The following is a 21,139-nucleotide window of genomic DNA, read 5'->3' as shown; positions in this document are numbered from 1 at the left end:
GCCGCGCCTGCACGGGCCCTCGACAGCGCCGCGCGCTAGCATGGCCGCCAGTCCGTACTGGTCGTCGCAATGAAGCACTGGGGCTGTCTGGCGCTGCTCGCCTTGTCTTTCGCCGTGGCCGCCGAGCCCGCCCCGCCGGTGCTGCGGATCGCCAGCCTGCGGCTGCCCCAGGACAGCGCGCAGTGGGAGCGCCAGCGCGGGCGGATCCTGGACCTGCTGGCGGACCTGCGCGCGGACGTGATCGCGGTGCAGGACGTGCGGCAGTCGCCGGGCGCACCCAACGCCGCCTGTTGGCTGGCCACCCGGCTCAGCTACAGCTGCGACTTCATCACCGCCGACCCGCCCAGCCATGCGCAGCGCCGCGGCAGCGCGCTGCTGGCCGGACTGGACGTGATCGAGGACGGGCTGACCCTGCTGCATGGCCCGGGGCAGCTCACCGCCGCCGGCATGCAGCGTGCGCGCCTGCAGCGGCAGGCGGTCAACATCTACGTCGCGCGCATCGCCCCGGAGGGCAACGACCCGGAGGTGCGGGCGCGGCAGGCGGCGGACCTGCTCGCCTGGATCGGCGCGACCGACGCGGACCAGCCATCGCTGGTCGTGGGCGAGTTCTCCGCGCCCACCGACGAACTGGTCCGGCAACTGCCGGGCTTCCAGCCGGCACGGCGGAACCCGTCGGCGCGGCAGCCGGCCGCCGGCGGCACGTCCGGGGGCCGCCCGCATGGCCTGGACGTGCTCTACCAGGTGCGCAGCTTCGCCGACGTGGCCCAGCAGGCAGTGGCGCTGGCACCCACCGGCGAGGAACCGGCGCCGCTGGTGCTGGGGGTGATGACCACCCTGCGCCTGATCGGCGAAACGCCGGCCGATCCATCGGCGCCGTGAACGGCGAAGCCGGACGTTTCCGCCCGGCTTCGTTGGTCATCCGTGCGCGGGACGGGGCACTGCCCCGCCCGCGTCGATCACCGCAAGCGGTCAGGCCACGGCTTCCTCGTAGCGGCGTTCCACTTCCTTCCAGTTGATCAGGCTGTAGAAGGTCTCGATGAACTCGGCGCGGCGGTTCTGGAACTTCAGGTAGTAGGCGTGTTCCCACACGTCGATGGTCAGCACCGGGGTACGGCCCTCCATCAGCGGGCTTTCCTGGTTGCCGGTCTTCTCCACCACCAGCTTCTTGTCGGCGGTCACGCTCAGCCAGGCCCAACCCGAACCGAACTGGGTCAGCGCGGCCTTGGTGAAGGCCTCCTTGAACTTGTCGAAACCGCCGAGCTGCTCGTCGATCGCCTTGCCCAGCGCGCCACCCGGGGTGCCACCGGCGTTCGGGCCGATCACGTCCCAGAACAGCGAGTGGTTGCCGTGGCCGCCGCCCTGGTTGCGGACGCCCTGCTGCAGGTTCTCCGGCAGGGTCTTGACCTTGCGCAGCAGGTCGTCGATGGGCAGGTCGGCGTACTCGGTGCCCTCGACCAGCGCATTCAGGTTGTTGACGTAGGTCTGGTGGTGCTTGGAGTAGTGGATCTCCACCGTGGCCGCATCCATGTACGGTTCCAGCGCGTCGTAAGCGTAGGGCAGCTTGGGCAGGGTGTAGGCCATGAGGATTCTCCTTGGGTGTGATGCCTGGGTTCGGGGGCCCGGCGCATGCCGGGCAGTGCACCGGCAATGGTAGGCAGGAAGCGGCAACTTACCAAGGTCGATGTAAAGGAAACTTCGTCCTGCCGTGGGTACAAACCTCACGCGCGCCGCGAAATCCGCGTGTTCCACGCGCCGGCACGGCACAGCGCCCGCCGCCGCCGGCCGATGGCCCGCGTTCAAGAAAAAACGCGCGCAGGCGCGATAATCGCCCTTTGCACGCGACACAGGCCCCGCTCCATGCGCAAACCGTTGCTTCTGCTCACCGCCGTGGTCGTGCTGGTGGCCGGCCTGTGGGCCATGCGCACGCTGCAGCAGCCAGCGCCCCCGCAGTTCGCGCCGGCGCTGGGCCAGGCCGTGGCGTCGGAGCGCGCTGGCGAGCCGCGCCGGTCCGGCGCGGGCGACGCACTGCCGGCCTTCCTGCCAGCGGAGGCGCACGACACCATCGCGCTGATCCTGCGCGGCGGCCCGTTCCCGCACCGCCAGGACGGCAGCGTGTTCGGCAACCGCGAACGGCGCCTGCCGCAGCGCCCGCGCGGCTACTACCGCGAGTACACCGTGCGCACGCCCGACCTCGGCCACCGCGGCGCGCGGCGGATCGTCACCGGCGGCGATCCGCCCGACGTCTGGTACTACACCGACGACCACTACGAGACCTTCCGTGATTTCCAGGTCCCGGCCAACGGAGGCGCGCAATGAGCGACAGCGGATTCGACATGGGCCTGGAGGACGTGGGCCAGGCCGGGGTCTATGGCGTGGCCCACGGCGATCTCGGCGGGCTGGCGGCGGCCGCGCGCGATGCCGGGCTCAAGGTGCTGCGCGTGGACCTGGAATCATGCACCGACAAGCGCACCCTGCTGCTGCGCATCGGCACCCAACTGGATTTCCCGGCGGGCCGCGGCCGCAACTGGGATGCGTTGTCCGATGCGCTGCGCGACCTGTCCTGGCTGCCGGCCAGGGGGTATGCGCTGTTGTTCGGCGATGCCGGCGACCTGCGCGACGCCAGCCCGGCGGATTTCGACACCCTGCTGGACGTCCTCTCCGAAGCCGCGGCCAGCTGGGCCGCGGACAACGTGCCGTTCTGGGCGTTCTTCGAATTGCCGCACGGCGGCGAGGCCGCAGCAACGGACGACCTCTGAGCCGGCGCCGTCAGCCCGGCGGCCGCGCGGGGCCCTTGAGCTCGATCACGTTGCCGTCCGGATCACTGAAATACAGCGACAGTCCGTCGCCCTCGGCGCCGAAGTTGACCTCCGCCGCGGCCGGCACGGCGACCCCATGGCGCCCCAGGTGGGCGACGATGCCCGCCTCGTCGAATGGTTCGACCCGCAGGCACAGGTGATCCACGTTGCGCGCGCCCTGCCCCGGCGCGGCACCGCCACGGGCGCCCAGGGCGCCGTCCACGCTGACCAGGTCGATCATCGACGCGCCGGCGCGCAGGTGTACCAGGCCCAGGTGCGCGCGCCGCCTGACCACCTCGCAGCCGAGCACGGCCTGGTAGAAGGCGGTGCTGCGCGACAGGTCGCGCACGCGGAACACCACATGGTCGATGCGCTGCACCGAAAACGGCATTTCCATCGCATGCTCCATGCAGAAACCCGGGAAGCGGGGTCGATGACCGGCGCCCGTGCACGGCGATTGTCACACGGCCGCAACCGCGGTTGGCGCGGCGCTGGAGGAACGCCGCGGCGCTGCGCCCACCCGTGAGCACCGGTGGGCCGGGCGGCAGCCAGGCTCAGCCGTCGAGTTCTTCCCAGCGCGCGTAGGCCGCATCCAGTTCCGCCTGCACCCGGGCCAACTGCTGGGTGTGCGCGCTGACCTCGGCGCTGGAACGGGTGTAGAACGCCGGGTCGTTCATCGCGCCGGTCAGGCCTTCCACGTCGCGCTCCAGCTGTTCGATCTTCGCCGGCAGCTGTTCCAGTTCGCGCGCGTCCTTGAAACTGAGCTTGCGCCTGGCCGGCGCCGGCTCGGCAGCGGCCGCCGGCGTGGTCGCCGGCTTCGCGGCCGGTACCGCCGTGGCCGAGGCCCTGGCCACGGCCATGCCGCTCTGCGCCGGCGCCGGGCGCTGGCGCAGCGAGTCGGTATAGCCGCCGACGTAATCGCCGACCCTGCCCTCGCCTTCCAGCACCAGGGTGGAGGTGACCACGTTGTCGAGGAAATCGCGGTCGTGGCTGACCAGCAGCAGGGTGCCGGTGTAGTCGCCCAGCAGCTCCTCCAGCAGCTCCAGGGTCTCCACGTCCAGGTCGTTGGTCGGTTCGTCCATCACCAGCAGGTTGGACGGCTGCGCGAACAGCTTGGCCAGCAGCAGGCGGTTGCGCTCGCCGCCGGACAGGCGGGTGATCGGCGCCCGCGCGCGCTCGGGGGTGAACAGGAAGTCCTGCAGGTAGGCGTGCACGTGCTTGCGCTTGCCGTTGAGGTCGATGAAGTCCGCGCCCTCGGCCACGTTCTCGATCGCGCTCCAGTCCTCGCGCAGGGTGGCGCGGTACTGGTCGAAATAGGCGATCTGCAGGTTGGTGCCCTGGCGCACCTCGCCGGCATCCGGCTGCAGTTCGCCCAGCAGCAGCTTGAGCAGGGTGGTCTTGCCGCTGCCGTTGGGGCCGATCAGGCCGATGCGGTCGCCGCGCAGGATCGTGGTCGAGAAATCCTTGATCATCACCCGCTCGCCGAACGCGAAGCTGACGTCCCTGACGTCGATGACCTTCTTGCCGGAGTTCTCGCCCGAGGCCGCTTCCAGGCGGACGTTGCCGCCCAGCTCGCGGCGCTGGCTGCGTTCCACGCGCATGGCCTTGAGCCGGCGCACGCGGCCTTCGTCACGGGTGCGGCGCGCCTTGATGCCCTGCCGGATCCACACTTCCTCCTGCGCCAGCAGCTTGTCGAAGCGTGCGTTCTCCTGCGCCTGCGCGTTGAGCCGTTCCTCGCGGCGGCGCGCGTAGTTGTCCCAGTCACCCGGCCAGCTGGTCACCTGGCCGCGGTCGATCTCGACGATGCGGGTGGCCAGCGCACGCAGGAAGCGGCGGTCATGGGTGACGAACACCACGCAGCCGTTCCAGCCCTTGAGGAAGCCTTCCAGCCAGTCGATGGCCTCGATGTCCAGGTGGTTGGTCGGCTCGTCCAGCAGCAGTACGTCGGGCCCGGCGACCAGCGCGCGCGCCAGCAGCACGCGGCGCTTCATGCCGCCGGACAGGCGCCCGAACTCGGCATCGCCGTCCAGCTCCAGCTTGGTCAGGGTTTCGGACACGCGCTGGTCCAGCGCCCAGCCATCGGCGGCGTCGATCCTGGCCTGCACCTTGCCCATGGCATCGCCATCGAACACGTCGGCATGGCTCAGCCGGTGGAACTCGGCCAGCCAGTGGCCGAGTTCACCCAGGCCATCGGCGACCACGTCGAACACGCTGCCGGCGGCGCCATGCGGTACCTCCTGCTCCAGGCGGGTGACGCGCACGCCCTGCTGGACGCGCACTTCGCCGTCGTCCGGCTTCAGTTCGCCGGCCATCAGCTTCATCAGGGTGGATTTGCCGGCGCCGTTGCGGCCGATCAGGGCGATGCGCTCGCCACTTTCGATCGACAGTTCGGCTTTCTCCAGCAACAACGGGCCGCCGACGCTGTAGTCGACGTTCTGCAGGGTGATCAAAGGCATGCGCGCATTGTACGGGAGCCGCGCTCAGGCGTCGGCGAACGTGCCCGGATCCAGCGCCAGCAGCCGCCGCAGGCTGGCCGCCACCGGCCTGCCCGGGTGCCGCAGCACCCACAGCTGCCGCCGCAGCGGCGGCAACGGCGTGGCCAGCACGTGCAGCCGGCCCAGTGCGATGAGATCGGCCACCGCGTGCCGCGACAGGCAGGCCAGGCCCAGCCCGGCGACGGCGCCCTGCTTGATCGCCTCGGTACCGCCGAGCTGCAGTACCTCGGCGAACCGGTGCAGGTGCGGCAGCAGCGCCTGCTCGGCCGCCTCGCGGGTGCCCGAGCCCGGCTCGCGCAGCAACCAGCAGGCACCGCGCAGCCGCGCCATGTCCGCACCGGCCCGCAGTGCCGCCGCGTGCGGGTGGCGATCGCCGAACACGACGACCAGTTCGTCCTCGCGCCAGGGCGCCACGTCCAGCCCCGGCTCGTGACACGGGCCCTCGATCAGGCCGATGTCCACCTCCAGCCGCTGCACCGCAGCGGCGACTTCGCGGGTATTGCCGATCACCAGGTCGACCCGGGCCTGGTCGTTGCGCTCGCGCAGGTCGGCGATGCGCGACGGCATCAGGTAGTTGCCGATGGTAGTGCTGGCGCCGACCCGCCAGCGCACCGGCGCGGCGGCCTCCCCGGCCCGGCCGTAGCGGCGCTCGATATCGTCCACGGCCGCCAGCAGCGCCCGTGCCTCGGGCAGCAGCGCACGGCCGTGGCCGTTGAGCACCAGCCGGCGTCCGACGCGGTCGAACACGGCCAGCCCGAGCAGGCTCTCCAGCTCGCCCAGGGCCGCACTTACCGCCGACTGCGACAGGCCGATGGCCTCGCCCGCGGCGGTGGTCGTGCCGGTCTCGGCGACGGCGGAGAAAATCTGCAGCTGGCGCAGGGAGAGATGCATTACTTACCTGAAATATTGTTTATCCATACGAATATTATCTGTTTTACAGATTATTGGCGCGACGGCAGGATGGGCCATCTCCTCATAACCGTCCGTCATGAACACCGCCCTCCAGGGCCACGCCCCGGCCCACCCACATCGCCTCCCCGGCCTGCTGTTGACCGCCGCCATCGCCATGCTTTCCCTGTGGCTGGGTACCCTGCCGTGGCTGCAGGCCCATGGCATCAGTGCGCTGACGCTGGCGATCCTGCTCGGTATCGCCCTGGGCAACACCGCCTACGGCAGGCTGGCGCCGCGCGCGGCGGCAGGCGTGGGCTTCTCCAAGGCGACCCTGCTGCGTGCCGGCATCGTCCTCTACGGCCTGCGCCTGACCGTGCAGGACATCGGCCAGGTCGGCGTCGCCGGGGTGCTGATCGACGCGCTGGTGCTGTGCTCCACCTTCGCCCTGGCGTGGTGGCTGGGCACCCGCGTGCTTGGGCTGGAGCGCAACACCGCGCTGCTGATCGGCGCCGGCAGCTCCATCTGCGGCGCCGCGGCGGTGATGGCCGCCGAGCCGGTGGTCAAGGGCCGCGCCGAGCAGGTTGCCATCGCCGTGGCCACGGTGGTCGTGTTCGGTACCCTGGCGATGTTCCTGTACCCGCTGCTGTACCAGTGGGGCCTGCATGCCGGCTGGATGCCGCTGGACGAAACCGGCTACGGCGTATTCACCGGCTCCACCGTGCATGAGGTGGCCCAGGTGGTCGCCGCCGGCCGCGCGGTCAGCCAGCCGGCCGCCGACGCGGCGGTCATCGCCAAGATGGTGCGGGTGATGATGCTGGCGCCGTTCCTGGTGTGCCTGTCGGCACTGCTGGCACGCGGCCGCCGCGACCGCCAGGGCACGCGCTCCAGGATCGCCGTGCCCTGGTTCGCGTTCGGCTTCATCGGCATGGTCGGCTTCAACTCGCTGCAGTTGCTGCCCGCCGGGCTGGTCGCCGCCCTGGTCGAGCTGGACACCGCGCTGCTGGCGATGGCGATGGCCGCGCTGGGCCTGACCACCCATGTCTCGGCCCTGCGCCAGGCCGGTCCGCGGCCGATGCTGCTGGCCGCGCTGCTGGCCGCCTGGCTGCTCGGCGGCGGTCTGCTGATCAACCTCGCGGTACGTGCGCTGTCCTGAATCGGGCGCGCCGCGGCGGCCACCAGGGCGGCACGGCCCGCCGGCATCTGCGAAAATACGGCATGACCGATTTCTCCTCGTTGCCGCTGATCCCGGCCCTCGCACCCGGCATCGACGCGCTGGGCTATACCGCCATGACCCCGGTGCAGGCACAGAGCCTGCCGCCCATCCTGGACGGGCGCGACGTGATCGCCCAGGCTCCCACCGGCAGCGGCAAGACCGCCGCCTTCGGCCTGGGCCTGCTGAACCGGCTCGACCCGGCCACCCTGCGTACCCAGGCGCTGGTGCTGTGCCCTACCCGCGAACTGGCCGACCAGGTCGGCCGGCAGCTGCGCAAACTGGCCACCGGCATCCCCAACCTCAAGCTGCTGGTACTGACCGGCGGCGTGCCGCTGGGCCCGCAGCTGGCGTCGCTGGAGGCGCACGACCCGCAGGTGGTGGTGGGCACGCCCGGCCGCGTGCAGGAACTGGCGCGCAAGCGCGCGCTCAACCTCGGCCAGGTGCGCACGTTCGTGCTCGACGAAGCCGACCGCATGCTCGACATGGGCTTCGAGGAGCCCATCCGCGAGATCGCCGGGCGCACCCACAAGGAGCGGCAGAGCCTGCTGTTCTCGGCCACGTTCCCCGACGCCATCCGCGAACTGGCGCGCGCCCTGCTTGATGACCCGGTGGAAGTCACCATCGACGGCCAGCAGGAAGCCCCGGCGATCCAGCACCTGTTCTTCGAGGTCGAGCCGACGCACCGGCAGAAGGCGCTGGCCGGGCTGCTGCTCAGGTACACGCCCGAATCGGCGGTGGTGTTCTGCAACACCCGCAAGGACGTGGACGAGGTGGCCAATTCACTGCGCCAGTTCGGCTTCTCGGCGCTGGCCCTGCATGGCGACATGGAACAGCGCGACCGCGACGAGGTCCTGCTGCAGTTCGCCAACCGCAGCTGCAACGTGCTGGTCGCCAGCGACGTGGCCGCGCGCGGCCTGGACGTGGAAGAGCTCGCCGCGGTGGTCAACTACGAAATGCCCAGCGACCTGGACACCTACCGCCACCGCGTCGGCCGCACCGCCCGCGCCGGCCGCCGCGGCCTGGCGCTGAGCCTGGTCGCCGGCCGCGAGCGCCACCGCGCCGATGCACTGGAAGCCGACCAGGGCAGCGCGCTGGACTGGCAGAAGACCCCGCTGGCCACCGCACGCCCGGCACAGCTGCCACAGGCGGCGATGACCACGCTGCGGATCGATGGCGGCAAGACCGACAAGCTGCGCGCCGGGGACATCCTCGGCGCGCTCACCGGCGATGCCGGGTTGTCGGCCAAGACCATCGGCAAGATCGACATCTTCCCCACCCGCTCCTATGTGGCCATCGCCCGCGAGCACGCCGGCAAGGCGGTGGCACGACTGGAAGCGGGCAAGATCAAGGGCAGGCGCTTCCGCGTGCGCAAGCTGTAAGCCAGAACACGATCCTGCCCCTCCAGCGGACCCGGCTGGCATGAGGCCGCAGGTGCGGGGCTTGCCCCGCACCGAGGCTCCACCGGCAGGTTCCGTGCGGGGCAAGCCCCGCACCTACCGACGCCTCACCACGAAGCCGGGACTCAATACACCAGCGTGGCCTGCAGCGGCAGCCCTGCCGGCCAGCGCGGACGGCCGCCCAGCCCGTCCAGTTCCACCAGCACCGCCGCCCCGAGTACCTCGGCCTCCAGCCGCCGCGCCAGCAGCAGCGCCGCGGCCAGCGTACCGCCGGTGGCGAGCACGTCGTCGATCAGCAGCACCCTAGTGCCGGGGGCGATGGCACCGGCGCAGACCTCGATGCGGTCGCTGCCGTACTCCAGCGCGTACTCCTGGGCCAGGGTGGCGCCGGGCAGCTTGCCCGGCTTGCGCACCGGCACGAAGCCGGCGCCCAGTTCCAGCGCCAGCGCGGCGCCGAGGATGAAGCCGCGCGCCTCCACCCCCAGCACCGCCTGCACGCCGGCCGCGCGCCAGGGCTCGGCCATCGCCGCGATCGCCGCGCGGAAGCCATCGGCATCGGCCAGCAGTGGGGTGATGTCCTTGAAGCGGATACCGGGCCGCGGGAAGTCGGCCACGTCGCGGATCGTGCTGGACCAGTCGGGATAGGGGTTCGTCATCGGGTCATTCGGAAGGGAAGGAATCAGGAACTGCACGACAGCATGGCGCAGCCGGCGCGCGTACGCGCCCAGTCGGGACGCCGCCGGGCGAACGCTTCGCGGCCGGGCTGCTCGTCGCCGGGACGCCGCATCACCTCCAGCAGTTCATCGATGCCGCCGCTGTCGCCCTGCTCGGCGCGGTCGATGGCCTGCTGCACCAGCCAGTTGCGCAGTACGTATTTTGGATTGGCCACCTGCATGACCCGGCGCCGGGCGGCGGCATCCAGGCCGGCCCCGCGCACGCGCGCGGCGTGGCACTGCAGCCAGTCCAGCAGATCCGGCATCACCCGCTCGCGGCGCGCGGGCGAATAGAACGCACCCTCCAGCGCCGCCACGTCCGGCCGCTGCGGGTCGACGTCGAGCAGCGCCCTGAACGCCAGGGTCATGTCCATCTCGCCGGCGTGCAGCAGTGCCTGGAACCGGGCCATCAGCGCCTCGTCGCCCTCGCGGTAGTCGCCCAGGCCGAGCTTGGCGACCAGGTGGCCGCGGGCTTCGGCCGCGTAGCGCGCCTGGAACGCATCCAGCCCCGCCTGCAGCGGCGCCGCCTCCGCGAACAGCGGCGACAGCGCCTGCGCCAGCCGCACCAGGTTCCAGTACGCCACCTGCATCTGCGCACCGAAACGGTAGCGGCGGCCCTGCGCGTCGGTGGTGTTCGGCGTCCAGTCCGGGTCGTAATCCTCGATCCAGCCATACGGGCCGTAGTCCAGGGTCAGGCCCAGCACCGACATGTTGTCGGTGTTCATCACCCCGTGCACGAAGCCCACCCGCATCCACTGCGCCACCAGCACCGCGGTGCGCGTGCAGATCCCGGCGAACCAGTCGGCATGGCGCGAGGGCCCGGGCGGCAACTGCGGAAAGTCGCGGTCGATGCAGAAATCCACCAGCTGCCGCAGCAACGCCCGGTCGCCGCGTGCCGCCGGCAACTCGAAACTGCCGAAGCGCAGGAACGAAGGCGCCACCCGGCACACCACCGCGCCCGGCTCGCCGCGCGGATGGCCGTCGTAGAACATGTCGCGGACCACCGTCTCGCCGGTGGCGACCAGGCTCAGCGCACGCGTGGTCGGCACGCCCAGGTGATGCATGGCCTCCGAACACAGGAATTCGCGGATCGACGAGCGCAGCACCGCACGGCCGTCCGCGCCGCGCGAATAGGGCGTTGGCCCGGCCCCCTTGAGCTGCAGCTCCCAGCGCCGGCCATCGGCCAGCAGCTCGCCGAGCGAAATGGCGCGGCCATCACCCAGTTGCCCGGCCCAGTGCCCGAACTGGTGGCCGCCATAATTCGCCGCCCATGGCTGCATGCCGGGGTACAACGCATTGCCGGCGAACACCGCAGCGAACTCCGGCGCCTGCACGGCCGCGCGGTCGAAACCCAGCATCGCCGCCACCTCCGGCGCATGCGCCAACAGGCGCGGCGCCGCCACCGGAGTGGGCATGACCTGCGACCAGGCCGCGCCCGGCACCTCGCGCCGGCGCGATCCGGTTTCGGCGTCGCCGGGCAGTTCGCGCAGGAAACGGTTGTCGAAATGCAGCACCGGGGTAGTCATCGATAGCAGATGGGGGCTGGGCCCGAGGTCACAAGCACGGCGGCGATGGCAGCCCGGTTTCCGGCACCCCGGCCGAAGGCCCCGGAGAGGCCGCCGTGCAGGGCGGGCGCAAAAACCGGCGGGAGCGCTGGCGCCATAAACAAAAACGCCGGAAGCTTTCGCTTCCGGCGTCGTGGCGACCTTGCGGTTGCGGGGGCTGGATTACAGCGCCTGCACCTGGTCAGCCTGCATGCCCTTCTGGCCCTGCACGGCGACGAAGGTCACCTTCTGGCCTTCCTGCAGCGACTTGAAGCCGGTGCCCTGGATGGCACGGAAGTGCACGAACAGGTCGGGGCCGCTTTCCGGGGTGATGAAACCAAAACCCTTGGCATCGTTGAACCACTTCACCGTGCCGGTCTGACGCTCAGACATTACAAACTCCTGGAACTATTGATTGGAAATCGCAGCCGCCGGGGATCGGGGCCGAGACTGAGTTGCAGGCGTTGGTAAAACGGAACGATGAGCGGATCGGTGAGATCAGCTGCATCAGGCCACGATTCACGGTGACCCTTGCAAGCACAGTGGGGCGAAAGATACGCGGCTTTCCAGCAAAAAGCGACAAATACCGCATTCATCCGCACCGAAACCCCACCTCCCGGCAACAATCCCGCTAAATTCATTGGCTTGGCGCCCCGCATCGGGCGGCTCCGGCCCGTCCCGGGCCCGCGCAGCGGCTAGACTGCGCGCCATGGAATCCACCCTTGCCGCCCCCTCCCCCCGCATCTGGGTGGACGCCGACGCCTGCCCGGCGGTCATCCGCGACATCCTGTACCGCGCCGCCGAGCGCACCCGGATCGAGGTGATCCTGGTCGCCAACCGCTGGCTGCAGACGCCCCCCTCGCGTTTCATCCGCGCCATGCAGGTCGCCGGTGGCCCGGACGTGGCCGACGACGCCATCGCCGAACGCGTGGCCGCCGGCGACCTGGTCGTCACCCAGGACATTCCGCTGGCCGCACGGGTGCTGGCCAGGGGCGCGGCCGCCGTGGACCCGCGCGGCGTGCCGTTCAGCCCCGACAGCATCGCCCAGCGCCTGTCGATACGCGATTTCATGGCCGAACTGCGCGGCGCGGGCGTGCAGACCGGCGGCCCGCCCAGCCTGCACGCGCGCGACCGCCAGGCCTTCGCCGCGCGCCTGGACCAGTGGCTGGCGCGGCAGCGCTGAAGCGCGGCCCGCCGCGGCTGCGCCCGCGCAGTAGAATGGCGGTCTTTGCCCCGTGATCCCATGGCCCTTACCGCCACCATCCGCAAGGCCGAGCTGCAGATCAGCGACATGGACCGCGGCTACTACGCGACCCACCACCTGACCCTGGCCCAGCACCCCTCCGAGACCGACGAGCGCCTGATGGTGCGCCTGCTCGCCTTCGCGCTGAACGCCGACGACCGCCTGGAGTTCGGCCGCGGGCTGAGCACCGACGACGAACCGGACCTGTGGCAGCACGACTACACCGGCGACATCCTGCAGTGGATCGACCTGGGCCACCCCGACGAGTCGCGGGTGCGCAAGGCGTGCAACCGCAGCCGCCAGGTGCAGGTGATCAACTATGGCGGCAACGCCTCGGACATCTGGTGGCAGAAGCAGGGCAAGGGCCTGGCCCGCTTCGGCAACCTCTCGGTGGTGGACCTGGACGCCGGCTTCGTCGAGCGCTGGGGCCAGCAGATCCAGCGGGCGATGCGCTGGAGCGTGCTGATCCAGGACGGCGAGCTGCAGATCCTCAACGACCAGGTCCAGCTCGACGTCACCCCCGCCTGGCGCAAGCGCGCGGCGGCTTGAGTGGCGCGCTTGCGATGAGCCAGGGCACGGCTGCCCAGCACTGCGACGTGCTGGTGATCGGCGCCGGCGCGGCCGGCCTGATGTGCGCGCTTACCGCCGGCCAGCGCGGCCGCGTGGTGCAGGTGATCGACCACGCCAACAAGCCGGGCAAGAAGATCCTGATGTCCGGCGGCGGGCGCTGCAATTTCACCAACACCGGCACCACCGCCGCCAACTTCATTTCGGCCAACCCGCATTTCTGCAAATCGGCGCTGGCCCGCTACACCCCGGCCGATTTCATCGCCATGGTCGAGCGCCACCGCATCGCCTGGCACGAGAAGGAGCTGGGGCAGCTGTTCTGCGACATCTCCTCCAAGCTGATCGTGCGCATGCTGCTGGACGAATGCCAGCAGGCCGCGGTGCGGATCCGCACCGACTGCGCGGTGGAGGGCATCGAGCGTGGCGCCGACGGCTTCCGCGTGCGCACCGGCCACGGCCTGTTCCACTGCGCGTCGCTGGTGATCGCCAGCGGCGGCCTGTCCATTCCCAGCATGGGCGCCAGCGGCTTCGGCTACGAGGTCGCGCGCCAGTTCGGCCACGCGGTGCTGCCCACCCGCGCCGGGCTGGTGCCGCTGACCCTCAGCGGCAGGCACCAGGAACGGCTGGCCGACCTCAGCGGCGTGGCGCTGCCGGTGGAGGCGCGCTGCAACGGGCAGGCGTTCCGCAACTTCATGCTGCTCACCCACCGCGGGATCAGCGGCCCGGCGATCCTGCAGATTTCCTCCTACTGGCAGCCCGGTGACGACCTGCGCCTGGACCTGCTGCCGGACCAGGACGCACTGCAATGGCTGCGCGGCATGAAACGCGAGCGCGGCGCCTCCGAACTGCGCACGGTGCTGGCCGAGGTCATGCCCAAGCGGATGGCGCAGCGCCTGTGCGAGCACTGGCTGCCGGACCGGCCGGTGCGCCAGCTCGACGAGCCGCAGTTGAAACAGGCGGCGGCATTGCTGGCCGATTTCCCGCTGGTGGCCAGCGGCACCGAGGGCTACCGCACCGCGGAAGTGACCCTGGGCGGCGTGGACACGCGCCAGGTGTCGTCCTCCACCTTCGAATCGCGGCAGGTACCGGGGCTGTATTTCGTCGGCGAGGTGCTGGACGTGACCGGCTGGCTGGGGGGCTACAACTTCCAGTGGGCCTGGGCCTCCGGGCACGCGGCCGGCCAGGCGGCCTGAGCCCGGCACAGGAACCGCGTCACAGGCAAGCGATCGGCGCATGGACGGCACCGCGGCCATGTTGTATTAAACCCGGTCAGAGGGGAGTCCTGAATGCAGAACGGCAAAGAATCAACCCTGCGCCTGCTGATCGTCGATGACAGCGCCGAGAACGCAGAGGCGATCGTCAGCACCTTGCGTAACAGCGGCATCGCCGTCCGCCCATACCGGCCGCAGGCACCGGCGGAACTGGCGGACATCGTGTCCAGCCAGGCCATCGACCTGGTGCTGTGCGCGCCGTCGCAGGTGATCCCGCAGCTGCTGCTCAGCCAGCAGATCGCCGCCAGCGGCAAGGACATCCCGGTGATCGCGCTGGCCGAGCAGGTGGACGAGCGGACGCTGGTGGAATCGGGTGCCAATGGCATCCGCGCCATTGCCCTGCGCCACCGGCCCGAGCACCTGCTGGCCGTGGTGCGCGACGAATGGACCGACCTGCAGGCCCGCCGCGGCCTGCGCCGCATCGAGGCGCAGATGCGCGAGACCGAGCGCCGCTGCGACGCGCTGATCGCCTCTTCGCGCGACCCCATCGCCTACATCCACGAAGGCATGCACATCCGCGCCAACGAGGCCTACCTGGAGATGTTCGGCTACGACGCGTTCGAGGACGTGGAAGGCATTTCGCTGCTGGACATGGTCGCGCCGCAGCATGTGGAGGATTTCAAGCAGCTGCTCAAGGCGCTGGGCAAGGGCGAGCCGCCGCCGCCGCAGTACGAGGTGCATGCGCGCAACCAGGATGGCGAGAGCTTCCCGGCGACGATGGAGTTCACCGCCGCCACCTACGAGGGCGAGTCCTGCTTCCAGGTGGTGTTCCGCCGCCGCGAGGAGTTCGACCCCGAACTGGCGCGCGAGGTCGAGGCGCTGCGCCAGCGCGACCAGGTCACCGGCCTGCTCAACCGCCCGACCTTCATGGTGCACCTGGAAAACGCCGTGGCCCAGGTCAGCCGCAGCGACGGCCAGTACGGCTTCCTGCTGGTGGAGCCGGACCACTACGCGCGGCTGCTGCCCGACATCGGGCTGGACTCGGCCGACGCACTGGTTGCCGCGCTCGGCCAGCATCTGGCCGCAACGCTCGGCGACGGCCTGTCGCTGGCGCGTTTCGGCGAGCACAGCTTCGCCATCCTCGCCCAGGGCGACTACGCGCATACCATGGGGCTGGCCGAACGCGTGCGCGGCGCCTTCGCCTCGCATGTATTCAGCATCGGCGCACGCTCGGCGACGGTCACCGTCAGCATCGGCGGCGTGCAGGTCGGCGAGAAGATCGCCAGCGTCGGCCAGGTGCTGGCCCGCGCCAGCGACTGCACCCGCACCGCGACCGAACTGGGCGGCAACACGGTCAAGGTGTTCGACCCGGGGGCCGCCGACCGCGTCGAGGAAGAGCGCATCCAGCGCTGGGTGGAGCTGATGCGCGGCGCGCTCGAGGGCGAGGGCTTCCAGCTGCGCTTCCGCCCGGTCATCAACCTCATGGGCGAGGCGATCCAGCTGTACGACACCTCGCTGCAGCTGCGCAACAACAACGAGATGGTCGGGCCTTCGACCTTCCTGCCGATCGCCGAGGACCAGGGCCTGCTGGCGCCGATCAACCGCTGGGTGGTCGGGCATGCGATCCAGGCGCTGGGCGAACGCCGCCGCGCCGGCCATCGCACCTGCATGATGGTGCGGATCACGCCCGAATCGTTCTCCGATCCGCAGCTGCTGGCGGTGATCCGCGACGGCCTGCAGGCCGAGGGGGTGTCCGGCGACCAGCTGTGGCTGCAGGTCCCCGAGGCCAAGGTGTTCACCCACCTGCGCAATGCCCAGCAGTTCCTGGCCGCGGCCTCGGCGCTGGGTTGCAAGGTCGGGCTGGAGCAGTTCGGTTCCGGGCTCGATTCGTTCCAGCTGCTGGCCCACTTCCAGCCGGGTTTCCTCAAGCTGGACAGCAGCTTCACCGCGGACCCGGCACTGGCCCGCGAGCAGCTGCCCAAGATCCAGGAAATCACCACGCGCGCGCAGTCGCAGGACATCCGCACCATCGCCGAGTTCGTCTCCGATGCGGCGACGATGAGCCTGCTGTTCACCTCCGGCGTGGATTACGTGCAGGGCGACTTCGTCGGCCCCGCCGGCCCGGAGATGAACTTCGAGTTCAACGCGTAAGACCGCGCCGGCCAGCGGCCGGCCCGGGTCGCATGCGAAAAGGCCGGCGTGGACGCCGGCCTTTTGCGTATCAGGTCAGGTCAACCAGGTTCTCGATCTTCACGTCCGGGTTGACGTCGGCGTCATAGTCCACGCCGTCGATGCCGAAACCGAACAGGCGCAGGAAGTCCGCCTTGTAGCCGGCCAGGTCGCTGATCTCGTACAGGTTCTCGTTGGTCACCTGCGGCCACAGCGCGACCACCCTGCCCTGCACCTCCGGCGCCATTTCCTTGTAGTCGGCGCGCAGGCGGCCTTCCTCGTCCACCAGCGCGACGCTGCGGCCCTTGCCGTCGACCAGGTCGCGGCGGATGTGGTCGGCGGCGTTGGCGCCGCCCTGCGGCCCGTTGTAGAGAATGTCGTACAGGGTGTCGAGCTGCTCGATGCAGCCTTCGTGGGTGCCCTCGTCCTTCATCACCTTGAACAGCAGCGACAGGTACAGCGGCATGGTCGGGATCGCCGAGCTGGCCTGGGTGACCACCGCCTTGAGCACCGACACGCGGGCGTCGCCACCGATGCCCTGCAGGCGGGCGCGGATGTCCTTGACCTTGGCGTCCAGGTCCTTCTTGGCGGCGCCGATGGAGCCGTTCCAGTAGATCGCCTGGGTGATTTCCTCGCCGACGTAGGTGAACGCGGTGGTGGTCGCGCCCGGTGCCAGCACCCCGGCTTCCAGCAGCGCGTCGATCCACATCTGCCAGTCTTCGCCGCCCATCACCTGCACGGTGCCGGCGATTTCCTCGGCGCTGGCCGGCTGCAGGGTGGTCTCGGTCAGCACTTCCTTGTCGGTATCCAGGCCGCGCAGCGTGATCGGCGCGCCGATCGGCTTGAGCGTGGAGCTGATCACCTCGCCGGTCTTCGGGTGCTTGCGGCGCGGCGATGCCAGGCTGTAGACCACCTGGTCGACCTGGCCCAGGTCGGCCTTGATGATCTCGATGACCTTGGCCTTGACCTCGTCGGAGAATGCATCACCGTTGACGCTGCGCGCGTACAGGCCGGCCTGGTGCGCGTACTTCTCGAACGCAGCCGAGTTGTACCACCCCGCCGTGCCCGGCTTGCTTTCGCTGCCCGGCCGCTCGAAGAACACGCCCAGCGTGGCGGCGCCGCTGCCGAAGGCGGCCTTGATGCGCGCGGCCAGGCCGTAACCGGTGGACGCACCGATCACCAGCACCTTCTTCGGGCCATGGGCGAGCCTGGGCTGCGCCTTGATGTAGTCGATCTGTTCCTTGACCGCCGCGTCGCAGCCGGCCGGATGGGTGGTGACGCAGATGAAGCCGCGCACACGCGGTTTGATGACCATGGAAACCTCGGTTGGATACGGGAAAACAGCGCCGCGGCACACGCCGAGCAGGCGCCGAACCGCGAGGATCGTAGTGTGCGCCCGCAGCGAAAACAACCGACGCCACCGCATGGAACCGGCACCTCGGCGGCGTCATCGCGGGCAGGCCGCAAACGGAAAGAGCCGCGCGGTGCGCGGCTCTTTCGCGGTCGGGAGGTGGCGGGCCTTACGGGCGGCGCGCCAGTTCCTCGACGTCCTTGGCCTTGGGCAGCAGGTCCTGCTTGGAGACCTTGAACGGCCCGATGCTGAGCAGCGGGACGGCCACGATGACCGACGACACCACCACGATCACCGCGCCGACCATGTGGGTCTCGGCCAGGCCTTCCATCGACTCGCCACCGTACAGGTACAGCGCCAGCGCCGACAGGAAGAACAGCACCGCGGTGATCACCGTGCGCGACAGCGTCTGGTTGATCGAGCGGTTCAGCACTTCCAGCGGCTCCACGCGCAGGCTGCGGAAGTTCTCGCGCACGCGGTCGAACACCACGATGATGTCGTTGATGGCAAAGCCCATCACCGACAGCATGCCGGCCAGCACGGTCAGGTCGAACTCGCGGCCGAGCAGCGACATGTAGGCCACGGTCAGGATCAGGTCGAAGAACGCGGTGATGCTGGCCACCATCGCGAACTTCCACTCGAAGCGCGCGGCGATGTAGATCAGGAAGCCGATCACCATGAACAGCGTCGCGTAGATGCCGTTCATCACCAGGTCCTTGCCGACCTGCGGGCCGACGAACTCGCCCGGCTGCGCGGTAGCGGCGTTGCCGGGCAGGCTGATCGCGGCGCGGACCTTCTCGGCGACCTTCTGCGCGGCGTCGGCGGCGTTGTTGTGCTCGCCATCGGGCGGCAGGCGGATCATCAGGTCGTTGCCGCCGCCCACGCTCTGCACCTGGGCGTTCTCGAAGCCGGCCGCGGCCAGGCGCCCGCGCACCGCTTCGGCGTCGACGCTCTTCTCGAAGTGGGTACGCACCACCGTGCCGCCGGTGAACTCCAGCGCGTAGTTGAAGCCCTTGAAGCCGATGATCGCCAGCGACACCAGCAGCAGCACCACCATCAACGCGAGCACCGGCCTGCGGTGGCGCATGAAGTCGATGTTGGTGTCGTTCGGGACGATGTGGAGCGGGAATAGTTTCATGCAGGGATTTTCCTTAAAAAACCCGCACACGCATGTGCGGGCTTTCGCGAAGGGATTCGCGTCAGATCGCCACGGACTGGAGCTTGTTGCGACGGCCGTAGATCAGCACCGCCAGCGCACGCGACACGGTGATCGCGGTGAACATCGAGGCGAAGATGCCGATGATCATGGTCAGCGCGAAGCCCTTCAGCGGACCGGTGCCGAACGCATACAGCGCCACGCCCACGATCAGGCCGGTGAGGTTGGCGTCGAGGATGGTGCCCGAGGCCTTCTCGTAACCGGCGGCGATGGCGGCCTTGCCCGGCATGCCCAGCCGCAGTTCCTCGCGGATGCGCTCGTTGATCAGCACGTTGGCGTCCACCGACAGGCCGACCGACAGCGCCAGGCCGGCGAAGCCCGGCAGGGTCATGGTCGCGCCGAACAGCGACATCACCGCCACCACGATCAGCAGGTTGAACAGCAGCGCCACCGAGGTGATCGCGCCGAACATGCGGTAGTAGATGGTGAAGAACACCAGGGTGAACACGAACGAGAACACCACCGCCTTGACGCCGCGGGCCACGTTCTCCGCGCCCAGGCTGGGGCCGATCACGTATTCCTCGACGAAGTCCATCGGCGCGGCCAGCGAACCGGCGCGCAGCAGCTTGGCCAGGCTGTCGGCCTCGGTCTTCTCCAGGCCGGTGGTGATGAAGTTCTTGCCCAGCGGGCTGTTGATGTTGGCCACGGAAATGACTTCTTCCTTGACCCGGAAGCTGCGCACTTCCTTGCCATCGACCATGGTCACCTGCGGAATGCGCTCGGTGTAGACCACGGCCATCGGCTTGTTCACGTTGACGCTGGTGACGTCGAACATGCGCTGGCCGCCGACGCTGTTGAGCGTGACCGCGACCGCCGGCAGGCCGTTCTGGTCGGTGGAGACCTCGGCCTTGACCATCTGGTCGCCGGTGACGATGGTGCGCTTGTTCAGCAGCACCGGCATGCCACGACGGTCGCGGTACAGGCGCGCTTCCGGCGGGATGCGGCCGCTGGTCATGGCGTCCTGCGCGTTGCCGTCCACCACCAGGCGGTACTCCAAGGTGGCGGTGGCGCCGATCATGCGCTTGGCTTCGGCGGTGTCCTGCACGCCCGGCAGCTCGACCACGATGCGGTCGTCGCCCTGGCGCTGGATGATCGGCTCGGCCACGCCCAGTTCGTTGACGCGGTTGCGCAGGGTGGTCAGGTTCTGCTCGATGGCGCCGGAGGCGATCTGCAGCATCTCGGCCTGCGGCACGGTCACGGTGATGCGCTCGCCGCTGCCGGAGTAGGTCAGGGTCGGCTGCGCCTTGACCAGCGCGGCACGGGCCTTGTCGGCGTCGGCGGCATTGGCCAGCGTCACCTGGATGTCGCTCTCGCCGCGGCGCTCGACCGCGCGGTAGCCCACGCGGCTGTCGCGCAGCGTGGTGCGGATGTCCTCGGCGAACGCGTCGAAGCGCTTGTCCACCGCGGCCTTCTTGTCCACCTGCAGGGCGAAGTGCACGCCACCGACCAGGTCCAGGCCCAGCACCATCGGCTTGCCGCCGAGCCCGGCCAGCCAGTCCGGCACGGTCGAGGCCAGGTTCAGGGCGACGGTGTAGTTCTCGCCGGCCGTCTCGCGCAGCACGTCGTTGGCGCGGGTCTGGGCATCGAGCGAACCGAGGCGGACGATCAGGCTCTCGCCTTCCTTCTCCACCGACTTGGGCGTGACCCCGGCCTCGCCCAGCGCCGCGCTGACGCGCTGCTTGAGGGCATCGTCGATCTGCCCGCCGCGGTTGGCGGTGATCTGCACGGACGGGTCCTTCTGGTACACGTTGGGCAGCGCATACAGCGCGCTGACCGCCAGGACGACCAGGATCAGGAAGTACTTCCAGCGTGGGAATTCAAGCATTGCGGGTTCCTGCGCGACGCCGGTCCCGGCGCCGCGTCATGACGGAAGGGAAACTCGGGCTCAGGCCGCGGACTTCAGCGTGCCCTTGGGCAGCACGTTGCCGATGGCGCCCTTCTGCACGCGGATGCGGACGTTGTCGGCCACTTCGACGGTGATGAAGTTGTCGCCGATGTCGGTCACCACGCCGGCGATGCCGCCGTTGGTCAGCACCTCGTCGCCCCTGGCGATCTTCTCCAGCATCGCCTTGTGTTCCTTCTGGCGCTTCATCTGCGGGCGGATCATCAGGAAGTACATGACCGCGATCAGGGCGATCGGCAGCAGGAAAGTGCCCATGCCCGGGGCGGCCGGGGCGGCCTGGGCGACGGGAAGCAGGATAGCCATCGGGTTCATCGTGTGTCCTTAACTGTCGGGCGGTGCCTGCCGGGGCCGGCGCCGCGGAACGGATTCAAGCGTGGAAGTATGCCATAGAGGCGGGCCGGTCCAATTGCAAGGCGGAGCCTGCCGCTGAC

General features: G+C 69.7%; 20 protein-coding genes. 9 read left to right on the top strand and 11 right to left on the bottom strand.

What is annotated here, in order from left to right; genetic code table 11:
- Positions 1 to 69 precede the first annotated feature (69 nt).
- Positions 70 to 879, top strand: coding sequence for an endonuclease/exonuclease/phosphatase family protein (locus MKP15_RS10930; protein ID WP_240212719.1), 810 nt, complete (start codon positions 70 to 72; stop codon positions 877 to 879).
- 90 nt (positions 880 to 969) lie between these two features.
- Here MKP15_RS10930 and MKP15_RS10925 read toward each other — a convergent pair whose 3' ends face one another.
- The gene (locus MKP15_RS10925; protein ID WP_161614384.1) at positions 970 to 1,581 is read right to left on the bottom strand and encodes a superoxide dismutase; all 612 of its coding nucleotides are present in this window, start codon (positions 1,579 to 1,581) and stop codon (positions 970 to 972) included.
- A gap of 276 nt (positions 1,582 to 1,857) precedes the next feature.
- Here MKP15_RS10925 and MKP15_RS10920 point away from each other — a divergent pair, with 276 nt between their 5' ends.
- Together MKP15_RS10920 and MKP15_RS10915 are read left to right on the top strand one after the other, a co-directional pair.
- Positions 1,858 to 2,316, top strand: a complete 459-nt coding sequence (locus tag MKP15_RS10920) for a ribonuclease domain-containing protein (RefSeq protein ID WP_240212718.1) — start codon at positions 1,858 to 1,860, stop codon at positions 2,314 to 2,316.
- Positions 2,313 to 2,756, top strand: coding sequence for a barstar family protein (locus MKP15_RS10915; RefSeq protein ID WP_104938726.1), 444 nt, complete (start codon positions 2,313 to 2,315; stop codon positions 2,754 to 2,756). Before MKP15_RS10920 ends, MKP15_RS10915 begins: the two co-directional genes overlap by 4 nt.
- A gap of 10 nt (positions 2,757 to 2,766) precedes the next feature.
- Here the strand turns inward: MKP15_RS10915 and MKP15_RS10910 are convergent, their stop codons facing one another.
- The 3 genes from MKP15_RS10910 to MKP15_RS10900 all read right to left on the bottom strand — a co-directional run bounded on the left by MKP15_RS10910 (position 2,767) and on the right by MKP15_RS10900 (position 6,181).
- Positions 2,767 to 3,192, bottom strand: coding sequence for a VOC family protein (locus MKP15_RS10910; protein ID WP_104940184.1), 426 nt, complete (start codon positions 3,190 to 3,192; stop codon positions 2,767 to 2,769).
- Positions 3,193 to 3,349: 157 nt separating this feature from the next.
- On the bottom strand, positions 3,350 to 5,251 hold the full coding sequence (locus tag MKP15_RS10905) for an ATP-binding cassette domain-containing protein (protein WP_240212717.1): 1,902 nt from the start codon (positions 5,249 to 5,251) through the stop codon (positions 3,350 to 3,352).
- A gap of 24 nt (positions 5,252 to 5,275) precedes the next feature.
- Positions 5,276 to 6,181, bottom strand: a complete 906-nt coding sequence (locus tag MKP15_RS10900; protein ID WP_104938725.1) for a LysR family transcriptional regulator — start codon at positions 6,179 to 6,181, stop codon at positions 5,276 to 5,278.
- Positions 6,182 to 6,278: 97 nt separating this feature from the next.
- On the opposite strand from MKP15_RS10900, the gene MKP15_RS10895 reads away from it, so the two are divergent.
- On the top strand, positions 6,279 to 7,334 hold the full coding sequence (locus tag MKP15_RS10895) for a YeiH family protein (RefSeq protein WP_104938724.1): 1,056 nt from the start codon (positions 6,279 to 6,281) through the stop codon (positions 7,332 to 7,334).
- A gap of 62 nt (positions 7,335 to 7,396) precedes the next feature.
- Positions 7,397 to 8,773 (top strand): ATP-dependent RNA helicase DbpA, encoded by a 1,377-nt coding sequence (dbpA, locus tag MKP15_RS10890; protein WP_240212716.1) that lies wholly within the window; start codon positions 7,397 to 7,399, stop codon positions 8,771 to 8,773.
- 143 nt (positions 8,774 to 8,916) lie between these two features.
- Here dbpA and MKP15_RS10885 read toward each other — a convergent pair whose 3' ends face one another.
- The 3 genes from MKP15_RS10885 to MKP15_RS10875 form a co-directional block, all read right to left on the bottom strand.
- Entirely contained in the window at positions 8,917 to 9,447 is a 531-nt protein-coding gene (locus tag MKP15_RS10885; protein ID WP_161614376.1) for an adenine phosphoribosyltransferase, read from the bottom strand.
- A 23-nt stretch (positions 9,448 to 9,470) separates the two neighbouring features.
- Complete coding sequence (locus MKP15_RS10880) at positions 9,471 to 11,030, bottom strand: protein adenylyltransferase SelO (RefSeq protein WP_240212715.1); 1,560 nt, start codon at positions 11,028 to 11,030, stop codon at positions 9,471 to 9,473.
- A gap of 201 nt (positions 11,031 to 11,231) precedes the next feature.
- Positions 11,232 to 11,441: a cold-shock protein gene (locus MKP15_RS10875; protein ID WP_054665293.1), complete on the bottom strand. Its 210-nt coding sequence runs from the start codon at positions 11,439 to 11,441 to the stop codon at positions 11,232 to 11,234.
- Between the two features lie 316 nt (positions 11,442 to 11,757).
- Between MKP15_RS10875 and MKP15_RS10870 the strand changes: the two genes are divergently transcribed.
- The 4 genes from MKP15_RS10870 (at position 11,758) to MKP15_RS10855 (ending at position 16,220) form a co-directional block, all read left to right on the top strand.
- A complete protein-coding gene (locus MKP15_RS10870; protein WP_240212714.1) occupies positions 11,758 to 12,231 on the top strand; it encodes a YaiI/YqxD family protein in 474 nt (157 codons plus the stop codon).
- A gap of 60 nt (positions 12,232 to 12,291) precedes the next feature.
- Entirely contained in the window at positions 12,292 to 12,840 is a 549-nt protein-coding gene (locus MKP15_RS10865; protein WP_104938722.1) for a YaeQ family protein, read from the top strand.
- Between the two features lie 14 nt (positions 12,841 to 12,854).
- Entirely contained in the window at positions 12,855 to 14,051 is a 1,197-nt protein-coding gene (locus MKP15_RS10860; RefSeq protein ID WP_240212713.1) for an NAD(P)/FAD-dependent oxidoreductase, read from the top strand.
- Between the two features lie 93 nt (positions 14,052 to 14,144).
- The gene (locus MKP15_RS10855) at positions 14,145 to 16,220 is read left to right on the top strand and encodes an EAL domain-containing protein (protein ID WP_240212712.1); all 2,076 of its coding nucleotides are present in this window, start codon (positions 14,145 to 14,147) and stop codon (positions 16,218 to 16,220) included.
- A 70-nt stretch (positions 16,221 to 16,290) separates the two neighbouring features.
- Here MKP15_RS10855 and fabV read toward each other — a convergent pair whose 3' ends face one another.
- The 4 genes from fabV to yajC all read right to left on the bottom strand — a co-directional run bounded on the left by fabV (position 16,291) and on the right by yajC (position 21,020).
- The gene (gene fabV / locus MKP15_RS10850) at positions 16,291 to 17,553 is read right to left on the bottom strand and encodes an enoyl-ACP reductase FabV (RefSeq protein WP_104938720.1); all 1,263 of its coding nucleotides are present in this window, start codon (positions 17,551 to 17,553) and stop codon (positions 16,291 to 16,293) included.
- 205 nt (positions 17,554 to 17,758) lie between these two features.
- Positions 17,759 to 18,727, bottom strand: coding sequence for a protein translocase subunit SecF (secF, locus tag MKP15_RS10845; RefSeq protein ID WP_240212711.1), 969 nt, complete (start codon positions 18,725 to 18,727; stop codon positions 17,759 to 17,761).
- A gap of 61 nt (positions 18,728 to 18,788) precedes the next feature.
- The gene (secD, locus tag MKP15_RS10840) at positions 18,789 to 20,630 is read right to left on the bottom strand and encodes a protein translocase subunit SecD (RefSeq protein ID WP_104938718.1); all 1,842 of its coding nucleotides are present in this window, start codon (positions 20,628 to 20,630) and stop codon (positions 18,789 to 18,791) included.
- 60 nt (positions 20,631 to 20,690) lie between these two features.
- Entirely contained in the window at positions 20,691 to 21,020 is a 330-nt protein-coding gene (gene yajC, locus MKP15_RS10835; RefSeq protein WP_104938717.1) for a preprotein translocase subunit YajC, read from the bottom strand.
- Positions 21,021 to 21,139: the final 119 nt, after the last annotated feature.

Origin of the sequence: Stenotrophomonas sp. Y6, assembly GCF_022436665.1 — a bacterium.
In the GTDB taxonomy this organism is placed as follows: domain Bacteria; phylum Pseudomonadota; class Gammaproteobacteria; order Xanthomonadales; family Xanthomonadaceae; genus Stenotrophomonas; species Stenotrophomonas acidaminiphila_A.
The sequence above is the reverse complement of the archived record's forward strand: the minus strand, read 5'-3'. Positions and strand labels throughout refer to the sequence as shown.